Here is an 18,109-nt window from a genome sequence, read left to right on the forward strand (position 1 = left end):
GGTTCTTGTGACTCGTCCCTATACTCAATCCAAACTGCAACTTGATCCTCAGCTTATTCAGAGAGGCAGAGGACTTGCTCAAGAAATTGTTGCCCAAATCACACCTTTGCTTCTCTCCCACACCACAGTCAGCGTCGAACGCGCGGTACTGCGCCTGTTAGGTATTCAAGGAATTAATCCAGATGGAATTCCGCTGCCTAACGTGGTTATTGATCACTGCCAGAACCATAATCTATTGGCAGAAGGAGCAGCTCGTCTGATCGCTAAAGCCTGCCTGCATTACAATCTACAGCCCCAGGTCCTTGCCGAACGCTTAGCAAACGACGAACTCTCTTTAGAGAATTTGCCGGCTTTTTCAGAAGATCAAATCATCAAAACAGCCTTCACGTTGGCTTTACCCGCTATTCACAAAATTTCTCAGCAGCGCCAAAAACGAGAAGATTGGCTTTCCAGTTTACCTGAAACTCCAGAACCCTACCTCTACGTCATTGTGGCCACTGGCAATATCTATGAAGACGTCCTGCAAGTCCGGGTAGCCGCCCGTCAAGGGGCAGACATCATTGCCGTCATTCGTTCGACGGGACAAAGCCTTCTCGATTATGTCCCTTACGGGCCTACAACGGAAGGGTTTGGGGAACCTTTGCCACCCAAGAAAATTTCCGGATAATGCGTCAAGCCCTCGATGAGGTAGGCCTAGAACTTGGACGCTACATTAGGCTTACAAATTATTGTTCAGGACTCTGTATGGCAGAAATCGCTGCCATAGGGGCTATAGAGCGACTCGATGTGATGCTCAACGATTCAATGTATGGCATCATCTTTCGAGATATAAACATGCAGCGCACCTTTATCGATCAATATTTTTCCCGCCTGATCAACAGCTTTGCCGGAGTCATCATTAACACGGGAGAGGACAATTATCTGACGACTGCTGATGCCATGGAAGAGGCACATACAGTTCTTGCCTCAAATTTCCTGAACGAACAATTTGCTTTCTTATCCGGGCTTCCTGAGGAACAACAGGGCTTAGGCCATGCCATGGAAATCAACCCTGAAGTACCGGATGCCTTCTTGAATGAGATAGCCCAAGCTCAACTGATTCGTGAAGTTTTCCCCGTTCCCCTATTAAGTACATGCCTCCCACAAAATATATGACTGGCAACATTTTTCGCGGACAGGTTCAAGACACCCTTTTTAATGTTGCCTCAATGTTGACAGGTCAGAGCATCCATTTGTTAGGAATGCCGACTGAAGCTATCCATACCCCACTCATGCAAGATCGTTTTCTCAGTCTTGAGTCAGCTAAGCTCGTGTTCCAATCAATCGGACGTCTCCAAGAAGATATCTTGTTTGTGACAAATGGGTCCGTCCAGCGGAGGGCACAAGAAACCCTCCAAAAAGCCGTTAACATGCTGGAAGAGATTCAGAAGATTGGTTTATTTTCGGCCTTGGAACTCGGCATGTTCGCGGATATTTCCCGTAAACCAACAGAAGGTCGGGGACTTAGCGGAGTCATCGCTAAACACCCCCAGTATTTGAATCCTTTTCTCACACTATTGCAATCCCGAACAAGTTAGATTCATCAAGATCTGAGTTTGTGCAACTTACCCAGAAAGGAGGGACTCTTTTTGACAGTCGTTGATTTAAGTAAGGTTCGTCCCTATGGGGACACCCTTAACGACGGAATTGTCCAACTGTCTTTAACATTACCTGTTCCTTTCGGTGACGAGGCTCAAGAGGCTGCGCGACTCTGGGCGTTAGCAAGCGGCTTTCAAGATCCAAAGGTCGTCCATGCTCAAGACCTTGGAGAAAACTTCAGCTTTTTTGTGCTTTATGCCCGATCCACCATCAGTGTTAATTTCAAGGATATCAAGGTCCTCAAGCTTTCTCACGAGCGGTTAGACAAACCAGAAATAGAAGAACGCATCCGAACGTTGCTTGGTCGTAGGCTGATTGTCATCGGCGCCTGCATCGAAAGTGACGCCCACACCGTCGGGATTGATGCCATCATGAATATGAAAGGCTATAACGGACACAAAGGGTTGGAAAGCTACCATGAGATCCAAGCTGTTAATTTAGGAGCGCAAGTAGCCTGTGAAGAATTGATAGCGAAAGCTCTGGAACTCTCGGCCGATGCACTCTTAATTTCACAAGTCGTCACCCAAAAATCTCTCCACGTTAAGAATCTTACTCGAATGGTCGAACTCCTGGAACTTGAAGGGTTACGAGAACGTTTTCTACTGGTCGCCGGCGGACCAAGGATCACTTATGAATTCGCTAAGGAGTTGGGCTACGATGCCGGTTTCGGTCCTGGAACCTATGCCGAAGATGTGGCTAGCTTCGTGCTTGAACAAGTATTAGCTGAACAAGAGAGAAAAGGAGGACGATAAACGATGTATACCAGCAAAATCCGGCTGCGCATCAGCTCCGGGGATGCTCATTACGGCGGAGGGTTAGTGGATGGGGCACATATGCTGAAACTTTTTGGAGACGTGGCTACTGAATTACTCATTTATAGCGATGGGGACGAAGGCCTATTTGTGGCCTATGATATGATTGAGTTTCTGACCCCAGTCTTTGCAGGAGATTATATTGAAGCTACAGGAGTTATTACTCACTACAGTAAGACCTCTCGTAAAATGCAGTTTGAAGCAAAGAAGGTTATCTCCCCTCTACAAGGAAGTGATTCCGCTGCTGAAATTCTCTCAGAGCCTATTCTCGTTTGTCGGGCAAGGGGCACATGCATGGTGCCAAAAGAGAAACAACGTTATGATCCCCCAAGACGTTCCGACTAACATATCTTGAAGTAATGTTTAAGCGGAGGTGTCTATGGAGAAGTTGATTATTACCGCTGCTCTCGTCGGTGCAGAAGTTACGCGCCAACAAACCCCTTTCCTTCCCTACTCTCCCCGCGAAATTGCGGATGAAGCAAAATGTGTATGGGAGGCAGGAGCGTCCATTGTACATTTGCATATGCGTGACGCTTCAGGCAATTCATCACAGGAAAAAGCACTCTTCGCTGAGGCGATCTCCTATATCCGATCCGAAACTGATCTTATCATCCAGGTATCAACCGGTGGGGCTCTTGGAATGACTGCATTACAACGTGTTCAGCCTGTCACGTTAGCTCCTGAGATGGCTTCGCTGAGTACTGGCAGCATAAATTTCGGAGAAGACGTCTTCAGTAACCCTTTACCGATGGTCCGAGAATTTGCTCGGATCTGTAATCTTCATCACGTTAAGCCAGAAATCGAGGTCTTTGATAGCGGGATGGTCGAAAACGCCTTGCTGCTCATACAGGAAGGTCTTCTTCAGCCTCCTCTTCACTTCAATTTCGTTTTGGGAGTCCCCGGGGGATGCCGGCAACTGCGCGAAACCTTCTCTTTTTACTCGAACAAATCCCGCAAGCTTCGACTTGGACGGTATCTGGCATTGGAAGGCATCAGCTCACTATGAACACCCTCGGTATCCTTCTGGAAGGGCATGTGCGCACCGGATTAGAAGATAATATTTATTTGCGCAAAGGAGTACTGGCTAAAGGGAATTCTCCTTTCGTTAAACGCCTGGTCAAACTCTCCGAAAGCTTAGATCGCCCAGTGGCCACTCCGCGTGAGGCCCGCGAGATACTTGGTCTCGCTAATAATCACACCACTTAGTTACCCCAATAATTCCATTAAAAGCTCTATTTCGGAATAAACAGAATTACTATATAAATTAAACTAATGTGAGTTATCTAAATTGATTAATTAATTTAGATAACTCATTTTATTATCTCGTGAAATATGTTAAAATTTCCTTAAATGAATCTCTATTCAAAAACTCTGGACACTTTTAATCACTCTTTAGTCTATTCAGGCAATGGAACGTTATAGGTATGCTCTTTTTGCCCAAAATTATTGGAATGGTAGGCGACTATAATGCAGGAAAATTCCGGAATAATCTATGATGATGTTAAAAAGTGTGTCGATGATGTCATTAATTACGTAGGTAAGGATATTGTCTTCTCTATGACCCTTGCCTTGGGAAAACCCATTCTGTTTATTAATGAGCTGTACAAAAGGGCCAAAAAAGACTCTGAAATCAAACTTAAGATTTTAACAGCACTCCCTCTAGAAAAACCCAGAGGGAATACAGAGCTAGAAAAAAGATATTTACAGCCCTTAGTTGACAGAGTCTTTGCAGGCGTACCGGACATTGACTATATGCTGGATTTTCGAGAAGGAAAACTTCCAAAGAACGTTGAAACTTATGAATTTTTCAGTAAAGCCGGCGGATACTTAAATAATCCAGTTGCCCAGCAAAACCATATGGCTACTCACTATACTCATGCTTGTCGGGATGCTACAGCCCTTGGGGTTAACGTTTTTGGGCAACTTATAGGCTACCGCGAAATTGACGGTAAAACGATGTATTCCATGGGCTGCAACACAGATATCTGTTTAGAAGCCATTCAATCTTTCAAAGAACGAAAGGCCAAAGGGGAAAAGGTCGTCCTTATCGGAGAAGCCAATAAGAATATGCCCTTTATGTATGGAGATGCTGTTGTTGAAGGGACCAGTTACGACATGATCCTTCAGGGGCCTCAATTTGATTATGAACTCTTCGCTCCTCCGAAAGACCCCGTCTCTTTGTCTGATCATATGATTGGAGTTTATGTCAGTACATTAATCAAAGACGGCGGCACAATCCAAGTAGGGATTGGGGCCCTTGGCGATGCTATTGTTTCGGGACTTATCTTACGCAATGACCATAATGCCTTGTATCAAGAGATCCTTGAAAAGTCCGGAATCATGAGCCGTTATAAAAAGCTGATTCAGACTTGGGGAGATACAGGTGTCTTTGAAAAAGGTCTCTATGGCTCATCTGAAATGTTTGTTGATGCTTTTATGCAAATGTACAAAAGCAAGATTCTTAAGCGCCAAGTGTTCGACAGCATCCCACTTATGAAACTCATCAATGCCGGCAAACTCTCGGCAGACAATATTCCTTCGGATATCATTGATCAATTAATTGAGATGAAAGCCGTCCATTCTGCCTTAGACAAAGAAGATTTCAGTTTCCTTGCAAGATTCGGAATATTAAAAAAGGGACTCGGCTTCGCAAATAACGTCATCCGAGATGGCGAGATCAACTACTCAGCAAACTTAAATGAAGAAAACAACCGTTTGAGGATACGGGCATTACTCGGGGAGAAATTGCTGGGCGGGCAAGTCATACTAGGTGCATTCTTTGTCGGTCCAAAAGCTTTCTACAAAGCCTTAAATGAGATGAGCGAGGAGGAGCGACAGCTCTTCGGCATGTCTGGCGTTGATAAGGTTAATCAGCTCTACGGCGGAGAAGAACTGAGAAGCTTGCAAAGGAAAGATGCTCGCTTTGTCAATACCGGAATGATAGTCAGCGTACTGGGGGCCATTGCCTCAGATCAACTCCAAGATGGTCGTGTTGTCAGTGGAATTGGAGGACAGTATAACTTTGTGGCTATGGGCCATGCCCTGCCCGATGCCCGCGTTATTATGATGATTAAAAGTACAAAAGGGTCTGGAAAAACTCTCAAATCAAACATCGTTTTTAGTTACGGTCACTGTTCCATTCCTAAACATCTGAGGGACATTATTGTCACCGAGTATGGAATCGCTGATGTCCGCAGCAAGCCGGAAAAAGATGTGATTGCCGAACTTATCAAGATCACTGATTCCAGATTCCAGATGCAGTTATTGGATCAGGCCAAAAAGGCGGGGAAAATCCCCTTAGATTACGAGATTCCGGAAGAATATAGACATAATACCCCTGCTAAGATCTTTTCTCTCCTTAGGCCTTATCAGACACAAGGGGTATTCAAGCCTTTCCCCTTTGGTACAGACTTAACGGAGGATGATGTCGCTTTAGGGGGATCTTTAAAAGCTTTGAAGAACCTCGCCAACGGACATCGGTTTAAAATGGCCAGAGGACTGCTGTTGGAGTTCTTCAGGCCGATTCCGAAATCAACGGACAGTCATATGAAACGCATGAAACTAGCCAACCCTTCTTCCCTTCGGGAAAGAATCCTTAGAAAAGTGGTAGTCTTTGCTTTGAGGAACACTATACACAACTTTGACCAGACTCCTAATTACCCAATGGACAGTGCCAAACATCTCCACGCCTAAAAGACTCCCTTGAACTATTCAGGAAAGTTACTTTCTGACAACACAAAAAAGCCTTCTAAATCAATCATAAAGAAGAAGGCTTTTTCCACCGTAACATAATTATCGATGAGTCTTCATGCCCTTAATGGTGATCGGCTGCTCCTAAAGGAATCAACTTGCTTTGATCCTCCAATTCATTATAATCTTTACTTAAAATTTCGCTTAACAATTCGCGATCATGGAGCAGATCAGTTAGGCGGCGCTCATCTTTTGACTGAGTACTTTGCGCATTGGTCAAAATGCTGAGGGGGCGATAGACAGGAGCATCTTGAATTTTGAGGGTTTTGAAAATCTTTTGGTCATATTCCTTTCGTACTGTTAAGGATGATATGATTGTGATACCTAATCCCGCCGCAACAACTTGTTTTATTGCCTGAGTACTTCCTAACTCCATCGTTACATTTAATTGCGCTGGATCGAGACCTCTTTCTTTAATCGCCATTTCCATCACTTTGCGTGTACCGGAACCGACTTCTCTGGCAACCAGTCTTTCAAAGGGAAGCTCTGAGAGAGTAATACTTTTTCTTGTGGCCCAAGGATGGAAATATGGCAGGACGACTACTAATTCATCTTCCCAAAAACTCTCAACATTCAGATCCTTATGATGGGGAACTGGTCCTTCGATTAATCCAATATGAATTTTTTTCTCAAGAACATCTTGCATAATTGAATCCGTGTTTGCAATTTTAACTTTAAAATCGACCCCAGGATGAGTCCTAAACAAGTAGGCCAGAATATTCGGCAGAATATATTCTCCGATCGTTAACGTCGCACCTAGGTAAATGAGTCGTCTCTGATCCTTGGCTAAGGCACATATCTGTTCCTTGGCATTCGCGAGAATCCCTAGGACACTTCGTACATGTTTATAGAATATCTCGCCCTCTTTAGTCAGCGTAACACCTTTGTTAGTGCGATCAAAAAATCGAGCACCATAATGGTTCTCTAAATTCTGAATCTGCAAACTAATGCTGGGTTGACTCATATGGAGATTTTTGGAGGATAAGGTAATATTTTTTGTTTCAGCCACTTCTTTGAACACAAGAAAATGTTGCTCCATGATGCAGTTTTTCTCCCTTCCTGATCCCTGTATTCACTCCTCCTTTTATTTTCGCTGAATTTCCTGTTTTTCCTTCCATTGTTCGTTATCAATCATAAATATTAAGAGGAATTGGACTTCAAGTTAAAGGATTATTCCTCAGTTTTTACTGTTCTGGGATATTTGTGAAAAAAGAGGCAATCAACCAACGAGTTTGATTGCCTCTTTTATAAATCTTTTTTTGAAATAAAACCCTATTAAAAGTATACTAGGATTTTTTTCTCGGCTGGATATTCTACGGTCTAAGCATATGACACCTTAAATTGCAATGGACGACTCGGCATGAGGATTTTTCTTAGTCAAGGCATTAATATAAGCTTTGGCACTAGCTTCAATAACATCTGTCGAAAATCCTTTGCCGACTACCAAATGTCCATCCTCATAGCGCAGCTTAACAGTGGCTTCGCCGAGAGCCTCACTGCTGCGTGTCACAGATTTTAATGTATAATCTTCCAGAGTCGCCTTATTGCCGGTCATTCTATCGATGGTATTGAAAAGTGCATTGACAGGTCCATTGCCACAGGCTGCATCCGTGGTTATCTCTCCTTCGATTTCCAAAGTTACTGTGGCTGTTGCCATCCCAACTCCCGAAGTCGCAATGGACATGCTCTGAAAAACAATACCATTATCCGAGTCGCCTGAGTCTCCCATTAAAACATAAAGATCTTGGTCAAAGACCTCTTTCTTCTGATCCGCTAAAAGCAAAAACCTTTGATAAACATCATCCAGCTGTTCACCTTCGATCTTATAACCTAACTCCTCAAGACGGAATTGTAAGGCATGCCTTCCCGACCTTGCCGTCAGGCTAATAATATTTTGGGGAACGCCGATGGTTTCCGGTTGGATAATTTCATAGGTTTCCCGATCTTTCAAGACTCCGTCTTGGTGTATACCAGAAGCATGGTTAAAGGCATTGGCCCCAACAATAGCCTTATGATCCGGAACAGTCACTCCAGTGATGCGTGAAACAAGTCTGCTCGTCGCCAAAATCTCACGGTTATTAATGTTGCTTTCTACGCCGTATCCGTCCTTGCGAGTAAAAATAGCCATGATAACTTCTTCCAAGGATGTGTTTCCTGCTCGCTCTCCGATACCATTAATGGTTCCCTCCACTTGGCGAGCACCTGCTTTAATCCCTGCTAAAGAATTAGCGGTAGCCATACCTAAATCATTATGACAGTGAACACTTACAATAGCTTTATCAATATTTTTGACATGATTGATCACGAAACTAATCAGCTCTCCATATTCCCAAGGACTAGCATATCCCACGGTATCCGGCAGATTTACCACGGTCGCTCCTGCGGAAATAACCGCTTCGATAACCTTCGCAAGAAAAACCGGTTCACCACGAAAAGCATCCTCTGCATAAAACTCCACATCTCCAATATATTTCTTGGCATATTTTACGGCAAAAACTGCTTGCTCGACGACTTGATCAGGTGTTAAATTTAATTTCTTAGCCATATGAACTGGAGAGACCCGATCCCAGTATGAATTCTTGGATATTCCGCCTTACGCAGTGCTTCAGCACATAGATCGATGTCCTGAGCCACTGCTCGTGTCAGGCCACAAATTGTAACCCCTCTGATCTCTTTAGCCATAGTTTGGACAGATTCAAAATCCCCTGGTGAAGAAGCAGGAAAACCTGCTTCGATAATATCGACACCAAGTTTAACCAACTGATGACCGATTTCAAGCTTTTCCTTTACGTTGAGGGTTATCCCTAAGGATTGCTCGCCATCGCGAAGTGTCGTATCAAAAACATATAATTTCCGCATTAAAAAACCTCCTAAAAATTATAAAACCCTTCGCCTCATTATTGAGACGAAGGGTTAATTCGCGGTACCACTCAAGTTGACAGCCATCGCTGTCTTCTCTGCAGATACGGGATATATCAATGTTCCTGATTCTGTCAGTATTCCCTCAAGAGGAAATGTCCTCTGTCACAAATACCAACATTCAGCAACTAACCTCGATCATCCGATATCCTCTTCCTTTTAACGGCGGAAGATCCGTCCGAGCCTACTTTAAATCAATTTCGGTCGGCTACTCGAGGAAGAGTTCCAATTCTATCCCATGACTGCTTTTCACCAACCAGCAGCTCTCTTACATGGAAGCACGAATTATACTAGTTCCTCTCATCGTCATTTTAGCATTTTTTATTATATTGACATTACTTCTTAGAAATGTCAAGTCTTTTATTTAAAACTCATTCAAAACTTTCTTCTGATCTATAACAATCCTTAGCCATTATACCCAAAAAATCTTAAAAAACAACTGTAAGGTTTTAATAAATGTTTATGAATTAAAGCGATACCCCGCTCCCCATAATGTTTCGATATATTCTGGGTTTGATGGATCTCTTTCAATTTTCTTTCGGATCTTCTGGACATGGACTGACACGGTTGCCGTGTCTCCGAGGTACTCGTCTCCCCAGATCGTTGAAAAGATGTGTTCTTTACTAAAGACAATGTTTGGGTTCGTAGCAAAAAAAACCAACAGTTCATATTCTGTCGATGTCAATAGAATTTCTTTCCCATTTACAAAAACTTTATGAGATGCTGTATTAATTTCCAATCCTCGATGATTTATTACTTCTGAAGCGACTGTTTTGCCTTTGAGTCGTTCATATCGGGCAATATGAGATTTAACCCTGGCAACCAGCTCAGCAGGACTGAAAGGTTTGGTTAAATAGTCGTCGGCACCAAACCCCAGGCCTCTGATCTTATCGATGTCTTCATTCTTGGCAGATACAATAATCACCGGAATTTCAAACTTATCACGAATTTCCTTTGTAATTTGATATCCGTCCTTACTGGGCAGCATCAAATCTACAATAATAACGTCGTAACGACCGGTTAGGGCCATCCTCAAGCCCTGCCCACCGTCTTGAACTATTTCTGCAGCATAGCCGTTTAAGATGAGATAATCACGTTCTAATTCAGCTATATTCAGATCATCTTCAATAATTAGTATTCGTTTCATGGGTTACCTCGTTTATATTCTTTATTACCGGAAGCTTTAGAGAAAAACATGTACCTTCCTGCTCAATACTCGAAACCGCTATGAATCCTCCATGGGCTTGAACGAGTTCTTTGGCTATTGCTAGGCCAAGTCCGGTACTCATTAAATCTTTTGTCCGTTCATTGTCAATTCTATAAAATCGATTGAAGATATACGGCAGTTTATCGCTAGGTATTCCCGGCCCATTGTCTTCGATATCAATGATAATAAAATCATCTTGGCGGTCCATTTGAATACTGATGCTAAAACCTGGATTAGATCCATATTTAACCGCATTGCCTATGATATTTTTAAAAACCTGATGCAGTCTTTTCCTGTCAATATTAAGATGGAAATCTCCTTCCATCTTATTTATATAGTTAAAATTAATGTTCCTTTCTTCAAGTTCAAACTTGAATTCTTCCATTAAATCCTGCATAAAGGCTCTAATCTGAATGGCCTCAAATCTAAATTCCAATTTTTGCAGATCCAACTTAGAAAAGATAAATAGATCATCAATTAGCTTATCGATGTAGATGATATTTTGATAAATTGTTTTAAGATATTTATCCACTTTATCCGGTGAATTAACGACTCCATCCAAGATTGCCTCAATATATCCTTGAACAGATGTGATGGGCGTCTTGAGATCATGGGAAATATTAGCGATTAGAGTCTTGCGATTCTCCTCATACTCGGACTTTATTTTCTCACTGGCTTGCAGTTTTTGAGCCATTTCATTAAACGAATCCACTAGTAATCCGATAAATCCCAATTCGCAGATCCTATCAGTCTCTATCTTTACATCGTAGTTCCCTTTAGCAATCTCTTCCACTCCATTTTTAAGCTTAAGAATAGGTTTAAAGACTCGCTTTTCTATCCTCCAAAGAAAGGTAAATTGCAAGACTTCCTTGACTATAATGAACACAGCAAAAAAAACACTGATTGCCTTTAAACCCATCCATTGAAAAAGAAAATAGAGGATGAGCAGATTAACTGCGATACTTATTGGACGGAAAAAGCGCAAAGACTTATGATATTGATTAAATTCCCTATGCCTTCTATGGAATTCCTGATGCAGAAATAATTCTCTTTGCTTACCATGGAGCTCATGATGCTGGCAATAGACTTCTTGATGTCTTCGATAAAGTTTTTGATGCTTCCTATGCTGAACCATCTTATGTTTTTCTATCTTCCAGTGCAGTTGCTTTAATAGGCTCTCAAACACACAGATCACCCAATTTCCTTCCTATATTCGTGTTCATTATACTGAGAATAAGGACGCAAAACAATTCGAAATGTTTTGCGCCCTTGATAACTAAATTTGCTCGTTTTAATTTAAAAGATTTAATTCTGCTTTGAACGTTAGTTCATGGCTATCGTTAGGATCATTGTCTTGTTTGCCTTCAATAGTAATGATGATCTTCTCAACGTCTTTTGCCTTACTAATCCAAAGATTGAACTGAATTTCCGGCTTTTGAAGACTAAATAATTCTTTCATTAAGCCGTGATGTTCGTGGTGCTCAGGCATTGGATGCTGACTCATTCTTTCTTGAAAAACCTTTTTTACTTCATCAGGAATGTCACTTAAGTTTAAGGACACCAGTACGGATTGATCTTCTTTTTCATCGACCTTAATCTGGTTCAAGATATTTAAAATGTACGCCAGCTTTGTTAATTTTTCTTTTATTCCTGCACATTTCAGGTCATCATGACCTTCGATACAACCGTGTCTATGATGATGCATATGCTTCATAAAGCCGTGATGCCTATGATGTCCGTGGCAACCCAGACTAGTAAACTCCGTTTGACTTTCGTGTTTTACTATCTTGCCGTTATAGTCCAGTTCTGTGTTGATTTTCACCTTGGTCTCGCCAGTGGAAAGATTTTTTTCGAACTCATTAACGAAGCCAACTATTTTAGTTTCGTCTTTTATTCCTTCTACGTTTAGAGTGCCTCTGATTGCCTCCTTATCTTTCATTGTATTAATCACATCATACATAAGTTTAAGCTTACTCATTAGAAACGACCTCCCTGTTTTTTGCTACAAGGTTATTATAGAGGGAGGTTTTAAACTCTTTTTTAAGCATTTATAAAAATTCTATAAAACACTCAGAAATTCTTTGTTTTTCTACTTGGGATCATAACCAACAACAGTCCAGATACCCGTATCGTCTTGGCGAACTAAACGTTTCAGATAGATTGTCTTTATGGGGCCTTCTTGGAGTTGAACGACAGCCTCGGTTCCATTATTCGTAGTCAATTTCAGTGAAGTATAGTCTAAGGGAGGGGTACCAGTGATACCACCGGGGGACATTTTTAGAGTGACAAAGGTATAAGCAACTTGCATAGGGTCGAGCTGCCAAGGGCTGCTGCCGGCGTCAACTTGCTGTTGGTTTCTTTTCTCAACATCCATATCCACCGTCACTATTTGAGCAGGCGCTTGGGCGATCCCTTGTCCTGCTTGAGGTAACGTCAGCTTATCATTAAGTTGTTTGGCTAATTCCTCAGCCCGCTCGCCTTGAACCTTAATTTCTAATCCGTCTTGCTGCCAACGCAGACTGTCTTTTAGAACTTCCAGCGGTCCCCCGGAGGCTTGCCCAAGTGAAGCAATTGGAGATAAAACTAAGGGCTGCATGATTTTGCAGTCTGCTATAGATAAATCGGTAAAGTTTCGGCATAGTTTGACGATACCAGGTTTCTTGGTCTTGCTTTGTCAGACACTCCTCAAATTCTTCCTTCAGAGCTTTTGGGGATTGTTTTCTGTCTTTTATCATCGATCGGATCACCTCCTCAATAAGCTTAACGTATAAATATACCTAAACGTCACGCAAGCAGATTATGGTGGTTTCAATTGCTTCTTATTTTAACCTTAGCTGGGATAATCTTATCATTTAATATAATGCAAATAGTAATAGGGAGCTGTAACAAGTTTGTTACAGCTCCCTATTACTATAAGTTTGGCCTCGAAAAATGAGATCATTAATATCAAGTTTCCATGAGCTCTTAAGAGAATTAAAATCCTCTTGAGAGCGCCATTGCTCAAACGTTACAGAAACAATCTGTTTGATGATCTATTTAAATCATAGCACGTCCCAATAATTTTCTGAATACAAGACTGCTAATTTTGATTCATTCTTATCATTTTAGAGTTATTGGGAATAACTACATGATAAGTGAATCTAAGGGGGCAGAACCCATGGAAGTGTTATTTCAACCCGAGAGCGTCTTGCTGATAGATCCTGAAGGTTTAGTTATTGTATCTCATTGGGAATCCGAGAAAAAACTTATCCTTACTAAGGTCTACGAACGAGAGGACTTCCTGATGAATCCTGATCCTTACCTTAACGAAGATCATCTCGCTCAATATTTTACTTGTCTAAATTGTTTTAGCGCAAAGGTTGCCGAGATCTTAGAGATGTATGCCGGATGGTCAAAAATTGATAAAACTCAGCCTATTAAGCTCATCGGAATTCATAATCAAGATCCTAAATCCCTCTACATTCAATTTTCCCTTGGTCAGCGTTATTTTGTTTACCTCCGACAGCTTAAGCCAAATTACGAAACCGTATCTGAAGAATTGTTCGGAAAAAAGGACAATTTTAGACTGCGCGCTTTATGCCCTGACGACGAAAAATATCTTATATCGAACTTAAAATTTATACCAAAGTCTAAGAGAGCCATCAGCTTTTATCCCCAAATTCCTCATGGTCTTACCCTCACAAGAAGATATCGTTCTTTACCTTATTCTTGCTGAGTTGTTTTAAAGGACTTAATGTTTCTCTGTGTTCGGATCATTCTTAGGCGACAGTTACCTTTCTTACAAACTCTGTGAGCAGGACAATTTATTTCTTTCATCAAATCGTCGAATGGGATAATATAAAGACATTACACGGAGGTGAATGTCATGAACGATAAGACGATCTTGGTTGTCGATGATGATAAAAATATTTGTCAACTTTTAGAGCTTTATTTATCGAACGCCGGATTTTCCCTTTTCTTTTGCCACGATGGGAGTTCAGCGCTAAACTTACTCAAAGAGCATAAGTTCGATCTTATCTTACTTGATGTCATGCTGCCGATCATTAACGGATGGGAGGTATGCAAGATCGTCCGCCGCACCAGTTCAATACCTATCATTATGCTGACAGCCCGTGATATGCTGGATGATAAAATCCAGGGTTTCAACATTGGCGCCGATGACTATATTGTGAAACCCTTTGAACCGAAAGAGGTCATAGCTCGGATCAAGGCCCGCCTGAAAGACAATAAGACAGAATCACAAACCGAAGGGATTCTTAAACTTGAAGAAATTGTCATTGATATCAACAAGTATGAAGTTTGGCAAGAAAACAAACTGATTGATTTAAAACCCAAAGAAGTTCAACTCTTTTACTTCCTGCTTAAAAATAAAAATATTGTTTTTTCCAGAGAACAACTTCTCGATAAAGTATGGAACTATGACATTATGGGAGACACGCGCACGGTAGATGTCCATATTAAACGTTTAAGAGAAAAGCTTGGTGACCAAAACCCATCCTGGAGCATAAAGACACTCCGCGGAGTTGGCTATAAACTTGAGGTAAGATGATGTTTAAGAGTATCTTTTCAAAACTTCTCGCCACCTACCTGACCATTATCATCTCGGTAATTGCCGTAGTCTCACTGTTTATCAGCATGGTCTATAATTGGTACGTTTTCGATCAGAAACAAAAAGAACTGGAAAAGACCGGGTACTATGTGAATGAACTTGTGAACAAGCTGGAAAGCAAAACAATCTCTCAAGCGGAGCTAAATGCCTCCCTTGATTCTATGGGATATAGTTCAGATTCAATGATTTATGCGATTCGAATTGATCAAAGAGCGCTCGATAATCCTAAAACGCTGCAATTGGGCGGAGAACCTGTCGAGAGCGGTTTAATCAGTGATCTGCAGAAAATCTTAAACGGAGAAACTGTTTTCCGGAAGAAACAGTATTCCCAAAAATTAGATACATACGTCGTCTTTTCCGGTATCCCCTGGAAAACAAGTTCAGGAATTTCCAGAGCCATTCTCCTCTATTCCCCTATTAGTGAGATAAATAGCAATATCGCTAAATTAAATCTCATAATTTGGGTTATGGCCTTGGTCCTTATATTATTAAGCGCTATCGTCATATATATTAACTCGCAGCGGATATCACAGCCAATAAAACAAATGCAGTTGGCCGCCAGTAAACTAGCCTCAGGCGAACCGACTGAAGATCTAGTTATCCCAGGTGTCGACGAGATAGGGAAACTGGCAGAATCGTTCAATTATATGAAACAACAGTTAGCAAGTATTGAAAAAATGCGGAGCGAATTTATTGCCAGCGTTTCCCATGATATGAGAACTCCTTTAACATCGATCAATGGTTTTGTGAGCGGCATGTTGGACGGTATTGTTAAACCTGAAGACTATAATAAGTACCTTGCAATTATAAAAGATGAGACAGTCCGCTTGACCAGGCTGACAAATGATATACTTCAGCTAGCAAAAATTCAGGCGGGGGGAATAAAATTAAATCCGGAAAATCTATATGCCAAAGAACTCATGGACTCAGTAATGCAGAAAGTTGGATATCTAGAAAAAAGACAGCCATTTCGGGCTGTCTTTTTTCTAGATATCCTGCGGCGAATCTCACGGTTCAGCCTTCAATGACATTGTCATATCAGATATATTCCTATCTTTTCCCTGCCAATCTATATTTCAATTTATTGTACCCTTTTGTCCTAAGTATCTCCATGCTCAATAATCTAAACTTTCTCTTCAACGAGCCACTCGTTTTCACCGTATTGGATAAAATAATGATCATCTCGCTCGATCAAGTTTTTACATAACTCATTATAGGAAGGTCGAGACAATTTCGTATCAAGCTGCCAGAACAGAGAGATGTAAGGGATATTGTTTTTCATGATAATATTACCCGGAGGCAGTGGAAATCTTCGGCCATCATAAAGCTGTATCATGAGCTGACCAGCCTCCTCGTTTAACGATTGAACAAAAAAAGGAGCGTCCTCCACACTCACAGGATACCATTGGCTTTTCCAATCTATACCATATTTATCTTGGCCATCTTTCTTTAAATGAGAAGCAAATAAGGTGATAATTTCTTTTCTGATCATAAGCACGCTGTCGGCGTACCATTGTCCATCCTTATCAATAAAGAGTTGAGGGGAATGTAAATTATCCAAGATATTGCCTCCTTGCATACAATAAAATTTATAAACTATTATAAAACCTCTAATCCACCTAAGCTAAGTTTACCTAATGGCACTCTTCCGCGAGTGAGTAGGACTGCCTGTCTTATAAGACTACCGTATTCCTTAAAAATATTTATTAGCTTGGAGAGAAACCCTTAAATAATATTTAACGGAGCTAGTAAGCAGTGTGCGGACCTTATAATTTTTTCTATCTTCTTTGACGATAATAACAAAGAGGTGAAACATTATGATTTTAAAAGGATTAACTTTCGGTATATACCCGCTTAGTGTTGCCGGTACACCGTTCGGTTTGGCCGTGGGACCGGAGGATAACTATGAAAAGATTCAATTGGCGCTTCAAGGCCTTCGAGGTGCAACTAAAACTTTGCTTCCAAGAAATTATCTCATTTATACTAAAGAATGGGAATCAAAAATGTTATCAAATGCAGATCGTTATCTTGCTGCCAATTTATTAGGGGACTTAACCCTAGGATGCGGAGATTGGACACAGCACCAGGAGCCGGCCATAGAACTTGATAACTGGCTTGGTTTTATTCGGAAAATTATTAATCAATATGGCTCTCATTTAGCTTCACTTCAGATTACCAACGAACCTAATTTGTCATTTATGGAAGGTTCGAAGCCCTATATACTGCAAGCACTCGTAGAAGGGGTAATTACAGCAAAAAAGGAAACTCAAGAGTGCAATCTTCCGATAAAGATTGGATTTGGTTCGGTCCCTGATAGTCCCGTGGCAGTTCCTCATTTTTGGGAGAACCTGGCTAAGGTTGGAGGGAAAGCTTTTATAGATTCCGTCGATTTTGTTGGGCATAATTTTTATGTAGATGTCTTCGAGGAACAACCCCTTGACTTAAAAGAAATAACAGCTTCCGTAGAACGCACACTTCGCAATTTAAGAGACAAAGATCTCATTACAGCAGGTATACCCGCTTCAGTGCCTATAAGGGTCACGGAAAATGGATGGCCAACCGGAAAGAACCCTGTTGCCAATATAGAAAGATCTTATGAACATCAAACGGAAGTTCTTGAGACCGTTATTCGAACAATTTACACTTTGCGACTTGAACTCAATATTTCTCATTATGTGCTGTTTGGCCTGCGGGATGCAGATAGTACTAAAAAAGATCTTTTCCATCAATTTGGGATAATGCGAGATGACTATTCGCCGAAGCCGGCTTACGATACATTTAAGAAATTAATACATGACCTTGGTATTTGAACGGCAAAGTGCCCTTCGCTAATATTAATTCCACTATTATCCTCCATTTCCTGCATAAAGTTATTGATAGTTCTCCAATACTTGACAGAAATTTAATATATTTTTTAGATGTATCATAACTTTATTTTACTTTATGGCAGCTAAGGCAATTAGGTTTATTAGGGTGTGGAGAGACTGGAGCACCATTTGCTCCAGTAGCATGACAACTTTTGCAATTCATTCCCTCCGTAATTTTATGTGGTATTTTAGGGGGCTGGATAAGAAAAAGTACGCCAACAGTCAATGCCGCTGTTATCATTACAGTAAGTCCCAGCCATTTCATAGTTTTCTTCTTCATAATCTTCACCTACCTTTGCTGATTTTC

At 41.3% G+C, this 18,109-nt stretch carries 14 protein-coding genes, 3 pseudogenes and 1 other annotated feature; of the genes and pseudogenes, 9 read left to right on the forward strand and 8 right to left on the reverse strand.

Features of this window, described 5'->3' with window-relative positions; all coding sequences use genetic code 11:
* Nucleotides 1-7: 7 nt before the first annotated feature.
* The 5 genes and pseudogenes from VZF35_RS08555 to VZF35_RS08575 all read left to right on the forward strand — a co-directional run bounded on the left by VZF35_RS08555 (nucleotide 8) and on the right by VZF35_RS08575 (nucleotide 6,143).
* A pseudogene (locus tag VZF35_RS08555) lies at nucleotides 8-1,577 on the forward strand (lysine 5,6-aminomutase subunit alpha).
* A 51-nt stretch (nucleotides 1,578-1,628) separates the two neighbouring features.
* Nucleotides 1,629-2,390: an OAM dimerization domain-containing protein gene (locus tag VZF35_RS08560; protein WP_407312781.1), complete on the forward strand. Its 762-nt coding sequence runs from the start codon at nucleotides 1,629-1,631 to the stop codon at nucleotides 2,388-2,390.
* Between the two features lie 3 nt (nucleotides 2,391-2,393).
* Nucleotides 2,394-2,795 carry a hotdog domain-containing protein gene (locus VZF35_RS08565; RefSeq protein ID WP_407312783.1) on the forward strand — a complete coding sequence of 134 codons (402 nt, stop codon included), beginning with the start codon at nucleotides 2,394-2,396 and terminating at the stop codon, nucleotides 2,793-2,795.
* A gap of 34 nt (nucleotides 2,796-2,829) precedes the next feature.
* Nucleotides 2,830-3,656, forward strand: a pseudogene (locus VZF35_RS08570) (3-keto-5-aminohexanoate cleavage protein).
* A 261-nt stretch (nucleotides 3,657-3,917) separates the two neighbouring features.
* Entirely contained in the window at nucleotides 3,918-6,143 is a 2,226-nt protein-coding gene (locus VZF35_RS08575; RefSeq protein WP_407312785.1) for an acetyl-CoA hydrolase/transferase C-terminal domain-containing protein, read from the forward strand.
* Between the two features lie 121 nt (nucleotides 6,144-6,264).
* Here the strand turns inward: VZF35_RS08575 and VZF35_RS08580 are convergent, their stop codons facing one another.
* From VZF35_RS08580 to VZF35_RS08605, 6 genes and pseudogenes are all read right to left on the reverse strand, one after another.
* Nucleotides 6,265-7,239, reverse strand: coding sequence for a LysR family transcriptional regulator (locus VZF35_RS08580; protein ID WP_407312787.1), 975 nt, complete (start codon nucleotides 7,237-7,239; stop codon nucleotides 6,265-6,267).
* A gap of 297 nt (nucleotides 7,240-7,536) precedes the next feature.
* A pseudogene (locus tag VZF35_RS08585) lies at nucleotides 7,537-9,059 on the reverse strand (2-isopropylmalate synthase).
* Nucleotides 9,060-9,098: 39 nt separating this feature from the next.
* Nucleotides 9,099-9,432: a binding site (T-box leader), on the reverse strand.
* 147 nt (nucleotides 9,433-9,579) lie between these two features.
* Nucleotides 9,580-10,266 carry a response regulator transcription factor gene (locus VZF35_RS08590; protein ID WP_407312789.1) on the reverse strand — a complete coding sequence of 229 codons (687 nt, stop codon included), beginning with the start codon at nucleotides 10,264-10,266 and terminating at the stop codon, nucleotides 9,580-9,582.
* Nucleotides 10,244-11,512, reverse strand: coding sequence for a sensor histidine kinase (locus VZF35_RS08595; RefSeq protein ID WP_407314541.1), 1,269 nt, complete (start codon nucleotides 11,510-11,512; stop codon nucleotides 10,244-10,246). The genes VZF35_RS08590 and VZF35_RS08595 overlap by 23 nt, the downstream gene beginning before the upstream one ends.
* 105 nt (nucleotides 11,513-11,617) lie before the next feature.
* Nucleotides 11,618-12,304 (reverse strand): hypothetical protein, encoded by a 687-nt coding sequence (locus VZF35_RS08600; RefSeq protein WP_407312791.1) that lies wholly within the window; start codon nucleotides 12,302-12,304, stop codon nucleotides 11,618-11,620.
* Between the two features lie 111 nt (nucleotides 12,305-12,415).
* Nucleotides 12,416-12,922, reverse strand: coding sequence for a hypothetical protein (locus VZF35_RS08605; protein ID WP_407312793.1), 507 nt, complete (start codon nucleotides 12,920-12,922; stop codon nucleotides 12,416-12,418).
* A gap of 561 nt (nucleotides 12,923-13,483) precedes the next feature.
* On the opposite strand from VZF35_RS08605, the gene VZF35_RS08610 reads away from it, so the two are divergent.
* The 3 genes from VZF35_RS08610 (at nucleotide 13,484) to VZF35_RS08620 (ending at nucleotide 15,963) form a co-directional block, all read left to right on the forward strand.
* Nucleotides 13,484-14,041: a hypothetical protein gene (locus tag VZF35_RS08610; protein WP_407312795.1), complete on the forward strand. Its 558-nt coding sequence runs from the start codon at nucleotides 13,484-13,486 to the stop codon at nucleotides 14,039-14,041.
* A gap of 150 nt (nucleotides 14,042-14,191) precedes the next feature.
* Nucleotides 14,192-14,875, forward strand: a complete 684-nt coding sequence (locus VZF35_RS08615) for a response regulator transcription factor (RefSeq protein WP_407312797.1) — start codon at nucleotides 14,192-14,194, stop codon at nucleotides 14,873-14,875.
* A complete protein-coding gene (locus tag VZF35_RS08620) occupies nucleotides 14,875-15,963 on the forward strand; it encodes a sensor histidine kinase (protein ID WP_407312799.1) in 1,089 nt (362 codons plus the stop codon). Before VZF35_RS08615 ends, VZF35_RS08620 begins: the two co-directional genes overlap by 1 nt.
* Before the next feature lie 95 nt (nucleotides 15,964-16,058).
* On the opposite strand, the gene VZF35_RS08625 is transcribed toward VZF35_RS08620, so the two are convergent.
* Nucleotides 16,059-16,496: a DUF1285 domain-containing protein gene (locus VZF35_RS08625; RefSeq protein WP_407312800.1), complete on the reverse strand. Its 438-nt coding sequence runs from the start codon at nucleotides 16,494-16,496 to the stop codon at nucleotides 16,059-16,061.
* Between the two features lie 256 nt (nucleotides 16,497-16,752).
* Between VZF35_RS08625 and VZF35_RS08630 the strand changes: the two genes are divergently transcribed.
* Nucleotides 16,753-17,745 (forward strand): hypothetical protein, encoded by a 993-nt coding sequence (locus tag VZF35_RS08630; RefSeq protein WP_407312802.1) that lies wholly within the window; start codon nucleotides 16,753-16,755, stop codon nucleotides 17,743-17,745.
* A gap of 121 nt (nucleotides 17,746-17,866) precedes the next feature.
* Here the strand turns inward: VZF35_RS08630 and VZF35_RS08635 are convergent, their stop codons facing one another.
* Nucleotides 17,867-18,082 (reverse strand): hypothetical protein, encoded by a 216-nt coding sequence (locus VZF35_RS08635; RefSeq protein WP_407312803.1) that lies wholly within the window; start codon nucleotides 18,080-18,082, stop codon nucleotides 17,867-17,869.
* Between the last annotated feature and the right edge of the window lie 27 nt (nucleotides 18,083-18,109).

This window comes from Desulfosporosinus paludis, assembly GCF_045689965.1.
Lineage (GTDB): Bacteria > Bacillota > Desulfitobacteriia > Desulfitobacteriales > Desulfitobacteriaceae > Desulfosporosinus > Desulfosporosinus paludis.

Bases quoted from the DNA above. Each gene is read 5' to 3' on its own strand.
- VZF35_RS08565 (WP_407312783.1), top strand. From the start codon at position 2,394: ATGTATACCAGCAAAATCCGGCTGCGCATCAGCTCCGGGGATGCTCAT.
- VZF35_RS08575 (WP_407312785.1), top strand. From the start codon at position 3,918: ATGCAGGAAAATTCCGGAATAATCTATGATGATGTTAAAAAGTGTGTC.
- VZF35_RS08580 (WP_407312787.1), bottom strand. From the start codon at position 7,239: ATGGAGCAACATTTTCTTGTGTTCAAAGAAGTGGCTGAAACAAAAAAT.
- VZF35_RS08590 (WP_407312789.1), bottom strand. From the start codon at position 10,266: ATGAAACGAATACTAATTATTGAAGATGATCTGAATATAGCTGAATTA.
- VZF35_RS08600 (WP_407312791.1), bottom strand. From the start codon at position 12,304: ATGAGTAAGCTTAAACTTATGTATGATGTGATTAATACAATGAAAGAT.
- VZF35_RS08605 (WP_407312793.1), bottom strand. From the start codon at position 12,922: ATGCAGCCCTTAGTTTTATCTCCAATTGCTTCACTTGGGCAAGCCTCC.
- VZF35_RS08610 (WP_407312795.1), top strand. From the start codon at position 13,484: ATGGAAGTGTTATTTCAACCCGAGAGCGTCTTGCTGATAGATCCTGAA.
- VZF35_RS08615 (WP_407312797.1), top strand. From the start codon at position 14,192: ATGAACGATAAGACGATCTTGGTTGTCGATGATGATAAAAATATTTGT.
- VZF35_RS08620 (WP_407312799.1), top strand. From the start codon at position 14,875: ATGTTTAAGAGTATCTTTTCAAAACTTCTCGCCACCTACCTGACCATT.
- VZF35_RS08630 (WP_407312802.1), top strand. From the start codon at position 16,753: ATGATTTTAAAAGGATTAACTTTCGGTATATACCCGCTTAGTGTTGCC.
- VZF35_RS08635 (WP_407312803.1), bottom strand. From the start codon at position 18,082: ATGAAGAAGAAAACTATGAAATGGCTGGGACTTACTGTAATGATAACA.